We start from the raw sequence: 8,348 nt of genomic DNA, 5'->3' as shown, positions 1-8,348 counted from the left end.
CTCCAGGACCGCCTCCAGGAGCTTGAGACGGCCCCCTACGAGCCGATCGATGTCGAGTTGGTCCGGGAAGGGCTCGCCTCTCTGCGCGACCTGCCGCGTCTGTTGGACTCAGGGAGCCTGGAGGAGCGGAAGGAGTTCGTGCGGGCGTTCGTGGACGGCGTGAAGGTCATGCCTGAAGTGGCGCGCCTCGAGCTGGAGATGCGGAAATTCCCCGCCGTGGGGCTACCACGCCCTGCAAACTCTACCTGTGAGCTGGTAGCGGGGGCCCGCTTTGTACCATTACAGATAGAAATGAAGCCGGTCGGGAGGTTCCTCGCGGGGCTAGAAAGGGCGGCTTAGCGGGCGCGGCAGACCGTTTCGGGAGTTCAAGGGCACGGGTTCTGATTCGATCTCGGCCCTGCGCTACTCGAGCCGAGCGACCCCTCGGCGCCCGCGGTGACGCCCGTCACCAGGGAGAACGACGCCTTCCCCACCTCCGGGTCGGCAAGGTCGTCGGCGAACGTCGTGCTCACGCCGCACTGACGTTGCGCTAAGGGGTTCGAACCCGGAGCCTGCGTGTACACGCCCGTCGCCTTCAGCACGTCGAGGTCGCCGATGTAAAGATTCCACGAGGTCGGCCCTTGCTCCGCCTGCCACGACACCGACGTCTTGTCGTCCCGCCACTCGTAGATGAGACCGTCGTTCAGATCGCACGCGTCCCCCTCGCCGTCGTGGTCAAAGTCGGACTGAGTGGAGTTGGTCGTGTACCGACAGTTGTCGCAGAGGTCATGGATGCCATCGCCGTCGCTGTCCTCTCCCGAGGCGCTCTCGTCGACGAGGCCGTTGCAGTCGTTATCGATCCCATCGCACACCTCGGCGCCACCGGGGTGCGCGCTCGACGCGGCGTCGTTGCAATCGGTCGCGTCTGCGAGGTAGCCGGCGGGCGCCGTGCCGGTGCAGCTCGGCGCGGACACGCCGGGATCTCCGTAGCCGTCGCCATCGGCGTCTCGATAGAAGTGAGAGCCGTTGGGGCAGGCGCAGTAGAGACCGCCAGTCGAGGTGGAGATCTCTCCGCCCCAAATGATCATCTGAGTCCCGGTCCACACCGCGGTCTGATACGCACGGGGTGAAGGCGTCTGAGGGGTGACCGGGATCTCTGTCCAAACGTCGGTGGCCGGATCGTAGTGCCTTCCGTCGTTGTAACGAGTGCCGGTGTAGTTGCGGCCACCCCATAGGAGCATGTCGCTTCCGGTCCAGACGAGCGAGTGGAGGGATCGGGCTTCGGGGACGAGATCTCCGCGACTCGTGGGGAGCCAAGTGTCGGACGCGACGTCATACCGCCAGCCGATGTTCGTCGGTGTGCCGACGCAGCACGTCGTCCCACCCCAGACGATCATTGCCGCTCCGGTGGAGATCGCGGCGGCGAAGCTCAGAGGATCAGGGACGCCACCGCCGTGAAAGGTCGGGCTCCAGGAGTCGGTCGCAGGATCGTACCGGCCTCCGGTGTCAAGCGCGGGCGGGCTACCGCCCCAGACCACCATGCGGCCGCCGGCGAAGACGGCCACGTGGTCGTGACGAGGGCTCGGCGCGGTCGGGCCCGTGTTGACCGGCCGCCACGTATCGGCGCGGGGATCGAGGCTCGCCCCGGTCCCGGTCGCCGATCCGTCCGCGAGCGTGCCTCCCCAGACGATCATCTCGCGCCCGGTCCAAGCGGTGGTGTGAGCCTGGCGCGCAAGAGGTGCCGTCGCATCGCTCGGCGTGGGGGTCCAGGAGTCCACGACGGGGTCGTACATCCCGCCAGCGTTCGAGACAAGACCGGCCATGTCGGTTCCGCCCCACACGATCATCTCGTGGCCGGTCCACACCGCCCGCGAGGATGACAGCCCCGGCGGAACGCCGTCTCCGAGGCTCGTCGGCGACCACGCGTCGAGCGCCGCATCGTACCTGCCGCCGGAGTTGAACGCCTCCCCGCTGAGACCACCCGAGCCACCCCAAACGACCATCTCCGCGCCCGTCCAAACGGCGACATGCGACATGCGGCCGGTGGGCGCCGAGCCCGTGCCGGTGGGGACCCAAGTGTCGGTCACAGGATCGTAGCGCGCGCCATCTCCCCTGCCGCCGGTCTCGGAGTCGCCCCCCCACACGATCATCTCGGAGCCGTCCCAGATCGCGGCGTGGTAACTGCGTGCCACCGGGGTGGACGCGTCGGTCCTGGTGGGCAACCATGAATCGGTGGCGGGAGCGTACCGGCCCCCGGAGTTGAGGTCGCCGCCGGCAGCCGGCGCAAAGCCGCCCCAGACGATCATGAGGCTTCCGGTCCAGACCGCCGAGGCGTCGTCGCGTGGCCCGGGGACTCCGGCGCCCATCGAAGTCGCGCTCCAGGTGTTCGATGCCGGGTCGTAACGCCCGCCGGTTTTCAAGTAGTAGGGATCCGAGGTGCTGAGTCCGCCCCAGACGATCATCTCGGATCCGGTCCACACCGCGACGTGCCTGCTTCGTGATGCGGGCACGTTTGCCGCGACGGAGGTCACCGCCCAGGTGTTGGTCGAGGGGTCGTAAATCCCGCCGGAGTTCATGACGGTGCAGCACGTGGCCCCGCCCCAGACGATCATCTTGCTGCCCGTCCAGATTGCGGTGTGCCTGTACCGGGCGGGCGGGAGGTTGGTCCCCGTACTCGTCGGCGACCAGGTGTCCGTCGCCGGATCGTAGCGTGCGCCAGTCGCCAGTGAGGGCGTGCCACCCGGCGTTCCACCCCAGACGATCGCCTCTGAGCCGCTCCAGATCATGGTGTGGAAGATCCGAGCGCTCGGCGCGTTGACGTTCGACGTCGAAGCCCACTGGTCGGTGGCCGGGTTGTATCGGCCACCTGTCGAGAGCGGGGGGAAGAAGTCCCCCATGCCCCCCCATACGATCATCTCGGTTCCGGTCCAAACGGCGGTGTGCTTCGCCCGCGGTGTCGGCGTGTTGGAATCGATCCCCGTCGGCGTCCAGGTGTCGGTGGCCGGAGAGTAACGAGCTCCCGTTTGAAACACCGACTGGTGGGTTCCGCCCCACACGATCATCTCGGTCCCGGTCCAGACGGCGGTGTGGAATTGCCGCGCGTCCGGCGCCGTGGTCATCGCCGGAGACCATGTGTCCGCCGTGCAGGCTGCGGTCGGCAGCGCGGCGAGCGTGAAAGCACCGCTCGCTACGGAGCGGAGCGGATCGAGCGAAGGCCTCGTCGACTTCCACCACGCATCGAACGACCGCTTGGGCCAGCTGAACGTCTCCGTCGACATCTCGTCCGGTCCGCGATTCAAGACCGCGGTCACGACGAAGCGGTCGTCCTCTTCCCGCACCGGTCCCAACGCGCCGGTTGAGATGGTCGCGAGGCTCTTCTCGAGCTCGCGCCACTCATCGTCGACTAGCGCCTCTTTCGCCGCGCCGCTGGCGGCACGATGCCAGGTTCGCGTAACTCCCGGCACGCCGTTCCGCGCCATCGCAGCGGCGTCGCCGGCCGAGGCGCGAGCGCGGTCGGCCGCCGCACGGGTCGCCGCGTGGAAGCGGCCGTCGCGGGCGTACCACTGCCGGACCAGTCGGTCCGCGAGAGTCGAGCGCGCCAGCGTTTCGGCGATGAGCGCCGGATCATTGCCGAGCGCGTCGAACAGCTCCCGGAGAAAAGCGGCATCGCGCGTGTGCCCGACGATGCGGTCGAGCTCGGCCTCGAGCTGGTCGTGGCTGATGGCCCGGTTCCACACCTGCTCCACGGCCGCCGATTTCGCGAGAGCATCCTCGACCTTGGCCCGGATGATCGGCGCGGGAACGGCGACGTCGAAAGCCGGTTTCCGTTCCGGATTCTCCTTGGGCCAGATTCGGTGCCGCCAATAGACCTCTTCGAGCGCTCTCTGAGCCTCGACGCGCTCGTCGAACGTCAGGTCACGGGCGTCGGCGAGTCCGCCTACGAGGAAGGCCCCGAGAATCGCCGCAGCGACCAAAACGTGGCGAAGAGAAGCCTGCGATCGCATCTGTCTTCCCCCGGGTCCGAGTCGGCATCAATATAGGGTCCAACGCGCGGGATTGCACCGGGCGAGAGCCGCAGGGTGGCCTGCGATCGTTTCCCTTGACTTCGTCCCCCGCCGCTGGCCCCATCCTGGCGAGAGGTCCCGATGCCCCACCTCGCCCCGCCGACCCTGACCGCCGCCGAGCAGAAGGCGATCCTGCGGGCCACGACCGCCAAGGTCCGCGACCACACGATCGCGGTCTGCGCTCGCGCGCTGACAGCTCGCAATCCAAGCCGCGTGTGACAACATGATCTCTGCACCGTCCCAACCTCCCTCGACTTCTGAGTATCTTGGGTTCCCGGCGCCCTGCCCCAACGGTGGCCCTCCTGCTGCTGGATCGTGGTCGAGGTCGGTCGCTTCTCACGACGGATCGAAGAGTGCCCTGCTGCGACGTCGTCACGAAGAAGGCGATCGGCCCTTGAATCGGCACCTGGATCGGAGTAATAAAGGCCCAGCGAGGGGGGGAGCGCGCGCGTCGTCAGAAGGGAAGGGGCGACCGCTGCTTTTTCACGTGGAAAGAGGTAGTTGGGCCCGGGAGGGCGGTGTCGCCAGTTCGATTGAGCAGAAAGGAGGATTCCCATGCCCGAAGGGAGAGGAAACAGGATCATCGTGAGGTTCGTTGTCCTTGGCGCCGCGTCGGCGTTTCTGGTCGGGTGCCTCGCTCTGGCGAGCGACCCGGGTTGCCGCGAGGAGTGCGCGTGGAACTGCACGGTTGCAGCAGCCAGCTGCGAGCAGCTTTGTGAACCCAAACCCGACTGCATACTGACGTGCGACGCTCGGTATCAGACCTGCCTTCATCGCTGCAACCTCCTCCCGCCTTGCTCCGGTGGCGGTGGCGGGGGCGGGGATCAAGGGGGGGGAGACGATACGTCCGACAACAATCCGCCGCCCGTCCCGGTTGAGATCGAACCGCTACCGTAGACGCAGGAGGGGCCGCTACCGGTCGTGCCTCTGAGGTCGCGGCCCCACTTGCGCCGATGTCGAATTCGGAACGCCCCTTTCACTCGCTGAGACACTCGGCCGTGACGGCCGTCTACAGGGCCACCCACGACCTGTTCTTGGCGCAGAGGTTCGCACGGCATGTCAGCCCGTTGACGACCGTGGCGTACACGCACCCGAGCGATGAGGAGATGTCCCGCCGAATCCGGACGCTGGCCTGCTGACACGCCCTTTCCCTGGCCGTTCGACGCTGTACCCACCACGCGTCGCGTGTCTTCTTCCTCTCCTACCCCATTCCGGACAAGGCGCGGCTGCGCAACGGCCATCCCCGCGGACCTTCCCGCGAGCGACACGTCGTCGGGCGCGCCTCGACACCCCCGGCATCTGCTCCCAACGCGGCGTAGACTGTTGGGCGATGAACCTCGACCCGGCCTGGCTCTTCCTGTCGTTGATCACCGGCGCAATCGGATTGGCGTTGTTCGTTTACGGGAAGAGGAACGCGCGCTGGCCGCAGATCGTTATCGGACTGCTCTTCATGGTGTACCCCTACTTCACGACGAGCATCTCCTCGCTCGTCATCGTCGGCGTCTTCCTCAGTGGAGTGCTCTGGTACCTCCTGCGCACGGGCCGGTAAACGGCCATCGGAAACCGACCAGTTCCTACACTGTACAGCCACTCAGCCGTGACCGCCGTCTACAGGGCGACCCACGACCTGTTCCTGGCGCAGCGGTTCGCGCGCCACGTCAGCCCGCTGACCACCGTGGTGTACACCCATCCGCGTGACGAGGAGATGCGCGGGAAGGTGCGCGGACTCGCCTGCTGACCGCACGGACGCGCGCCTCCACAACCGCCGCGCCATGGGAAGAGGTAGAGAATGGGCAACGGCCGCGGGCGGCCGACGCCTTATATCTCAAAGTTGCGAGAAGGAGGCTTACTTGCGGGCCGGCTTCACCGCCTTGATCGCAATGATCCCCTGATGCTCTCCCTTCTCATTGTCCTGGCAGGTCAGCGTGAACATCCCGCCGGTCCTCGTCATCGTGAGCTTCCCCACGGCATTCCCCAGAACGGCTACGGTTTTCGTCTCGCCCTTGTCGTCCTTGATCGTGATCCTCTGGCCTCGCGCGTCGACGGCGACAATCTGGACGATCATGTCGTGGGTCTTGCCTGCGGCGTTGGCTGGAACTTGGCTGCCGGCGGCGAAGGCCACTCCGGCCACGAGTGCTACCGCCAGCACCACTGCGATCGACCTGATGCTCATGGATCCTCCTCGGAGAAGTGCTCCGTGGGACGATACTTTAGCGACTCCTTCGTTGTCCACGATCTTCGAGACTCGCTCCTCACCCGCGCCGCAAAGACGAGAAGCTGCTCATCTTTCCACTTCGAAGAGAACCCCGTCACCGTCTATTGTCGCTCGGACCGCGAGGGCTCATTGGCACGATCGGCGACCGGGACTTGTGTCGCCGCTCCCCCGCGGCCCGCGAAGCAGCGAGGCGCGGCGAGCCGGGCTCCACGGTTACCTATCTCCCCGACCGATCATTCGGCCACCGGTATCCTGCACCAAGAGCGCGGAACCGCTTGAACGGACCGCATTCAGCGCCTGCCAGTTCCCAGGTCGTCCGAATACCCGGCCTTCAGGCGAGACCACTGGGAGGTGGGACGTCCATTGGTACGCAGCGTGTCCATAATGTCCCCTTGCGGCCAGCCGGTCGGCGAGTCCTCCCACGTCTCCTGCCGCCCGTAGACGGTCAAGTCGAGCAACCGATAGCTGTTATCCATCGCCTCGACGCCGCGAATTGTGGTCCAGTAAGTCTCGAAGACATTGGATCCTTGTCGCAGGTAGCAAACGATGTGCATTCTGCCCACCCGGCGTCCAACCAAGAGGGTGTCGAGCGAGTCCTGGGCCGAGTACCAAGGCATCTCCCAGCCTATGAAGTCGTGGTACCGGGCGCTCTCTTCGTACGGGCCTTGGCAAAACACGGCGAAGGTGACGTCGCGAGAATGAATATAGGACAGCTCTCGGACCTGCGATGTAACCCAGGTGCACCCTTCGCACTGCTCCGGCGCAGGGTGGCCGGTGTGCCACATGAAATAGTAGGCAATGAGCATCCGGCGTCCCTCAAACGCGTCCAATAGTGTCACCGCCCCACGTTCGCCAATGAGCGGTGTGGCACCGTCCACCTCGACCATGGGGAGCCGTCGGCGAGCGGCTGCAATGGCGTCGCCGTCTCTTGTGTGAGCCTTCTCTCGAACCCGCAATGCGTCCAGCTCCGCCTGGAAGGTGTTCCGATCGACTACCTTAGGGGCTCCAAGTTCATCTCTCATAAAGTCATTCACCTTTTTTTCCGTTAGCCTAACTAGTGCATATAACCCGGATTCCACGTCAAGTTAATTTTCCCAATATTTTACTACAAACGGACGATTATTTTGGCGGGACCTATTAATTTAGCTCTTTTTCCATTATTTTGCCTCATTTTTAGAGATCCATTTCATAAAATTGGACATTGGAAATGATTTTTCCAGCCCGATTTAAATAGATATAACGGGTTGAGTGAGATATGAAAAAGGGTGTTTTTTCAGGATATGCTTTTTTAATACAGCCCAAAATACCGATTTACAACCATACAAATCGGACGCTTAAGAATATTAACGAAACATATTCGCCAATTCACTGAGGGAAATATGAAAGATAAACCTTGATATCAATTGTTTTGGTCTAAAGACCAACAACACATGCTCCGGTTCTGACAGTAAGTGCTCAGAACCGGAGTTTTTTTATCCCATAAAGCGCATAGAAGACACATCGCCTGTTTAGAGTATGAGGTGCAACCATGGCACAAACGTCTGTAAGTCACAACTCCCCCCAAAAACCTGACACACAAAAAGATGGGGTTTCTGGAGATGATATAACCCATCCCCAGGAGCAGCAAAATTTACCAGACAGGCTTCCGAAGGGCCTGATCGAATGGCTGGCGCGTATCAATCAACGTTACCTGGCGCTCAACCAGGAAAAATCCAACGATTCCGGCTAATCCTTCAAACGCTGCTCCGTACTGGAGGTGGTTATGCAATATCTCGCTTAGTTCTTTCAATTACTGCACAGCTCAATTTTAAACAAAAAGGGAAAAACAAAATGAACAAATATAGCAAGAAAGAAGACTCTTCACCGCTCCCTGGGGCAGCATACATCCGTTACTCGTCCGAGATGCAAAGCGACTCGTTCAGCCTGGATGCACAGCTACGCCAGATCAAGGATCAAGCCGAACGAGACGGAGTGAATATCGTCCAGGTTTTCTCCGATCCGGCCCAATCGGCTTACCGCAAGAAATTCCGCCCGGGGATCAACGCCATGCGCGAAGCGGCCCGCCAGGGTGATTTCAAGATTTTGTATGT

8 protein-coding genes are annotated in these 8,348 nt (G+C 63.2%); 5 read left to right on the top strand and 3 right to left on the bottom strand.

Annotated elements, in window-relative coordinates; all coding sequences use genetic code 11:
- The coding region (locus LAO51_18980) for a hypothetical protein (protein MBZ5640827.1) at window positions 1–339 on the top strand (339 nt) is incomplete at its 5' end.
- Window positions 340–365: 26 nt separating this feature from the next.
- On the opposite strand, the gene LAO51_18975 is transcribed toward LAO51_18980, so the two are convergent.
- On the bottom strand, window positions 366–3,983 hold the full coding sequence (locus LAO51_18975) for a hypothetical protein (protein MBZ5640826.1): 3,618 nt from the start codon (window positions 3,981–3,983) through the stop codon (window positions 366–368).
- Between the two features lie 141 nt (window positions 3,984–4,124).
- Between LAO51_18975 and LAO51_18970 the strand changes: the two genes are divergently transcribed.
- The 3 genes from LAO51_18970 to LAO51_18960 all read left to right on the top strand — a co-directional run bounded on the left by LAO51_18970 (window position 4,125) and on the right by LAO51_18960 (window position 5,781).
- Window positions 4,125–4,262 (top strand): hypothetical protein, encoded by a 138-nt coding sequence (locus tag LAO51_18970; GenBank protein ID MBZ5640825.1) that lies wholly within the window; start codon window positions 4,125–4,127, stop codon window positions 4,260–4,262.
- Window positions 4,263–5,373: 1,111 nt separating this feature from the next.
- The gene (locus tag LAO51_18965) at window positions 5,374–5,592 is read left to right on the top strand and encodes an amino acid transport protein (protein MBZ5640824.1); all 219 of its coding nucleotides are present in this window, start codon (window positions 5,374–5,376) and stop codon (window positions 5,590–5,592) included.
- Window positions 5,593–5,640: 48 nt separating this feature from the next.
- On the top strand, window positions 5,641–5,781 hold the full coding sequence (locus LAO51_18960) for a hypothetical protein (protein ID MBZ5640823.1): 141 nt from the start codon (window positions 5,641–5,643) through the stop codon (window positions 5,779–5,781).
- A 108-nt stretch (window positions 5,782–5,889) separates the two neighbouring features.
- Here LAO51_18960 and LAO51_18955 read toward each other — a convergent pair whose 3' ends face one another.
- Both LAO51_18955 and LAO51_18950 read right to left on the bottom strand, forming a co-directional pair.
- Window positions 5,890–6,216, bottom strand: a complete 327-nt coding sequence (locus LAO51_18955; protein MBZ5640822.1) for a hypothetical protein — start codon at window positions 6,214–6,216, stop codon at window positions 5,890–5,892.
- 332 nt (window positions 6,217–6,548) lie between these two features.
- Window positions 6,549–7,280, bottom strand: a complete 732-nt coding sequence (locus LAO51_18950; protein ID MBZ5640821.1) for a DUF899 domain-containing protein — start codon at window positions 7,278–7,280, stop codon at window positions 6,549–6,551.
- Window positions 7,281–7,920: 640 nt separating this feature from the next.
- Between LAO51_18950 and LAO51_18945 the strand changes: the two genes are divergently transcribed.
- Window positions 7,921–8,348, top strand: a 428-nt coding sequence (locus LAO51_18945; GenBank protein MBZ5640820.1) for a recombinase family protein, incomplete at its 3' end; no start/stop codon positions are given.

This window comes from Terriglobia bacterium, from assembly GCA_020073205.1.
In the GTDB taxonomy this organism is placed as follows: domain Bacteria; phylum Acidobacteriota; class Polarisedimenticolia; order Polarisedimenticolales; family JAIQFR01; genus JAIQFR01.
This window is presented reverse-complemented; position numbering and strand designations above follow the sequence as displayed.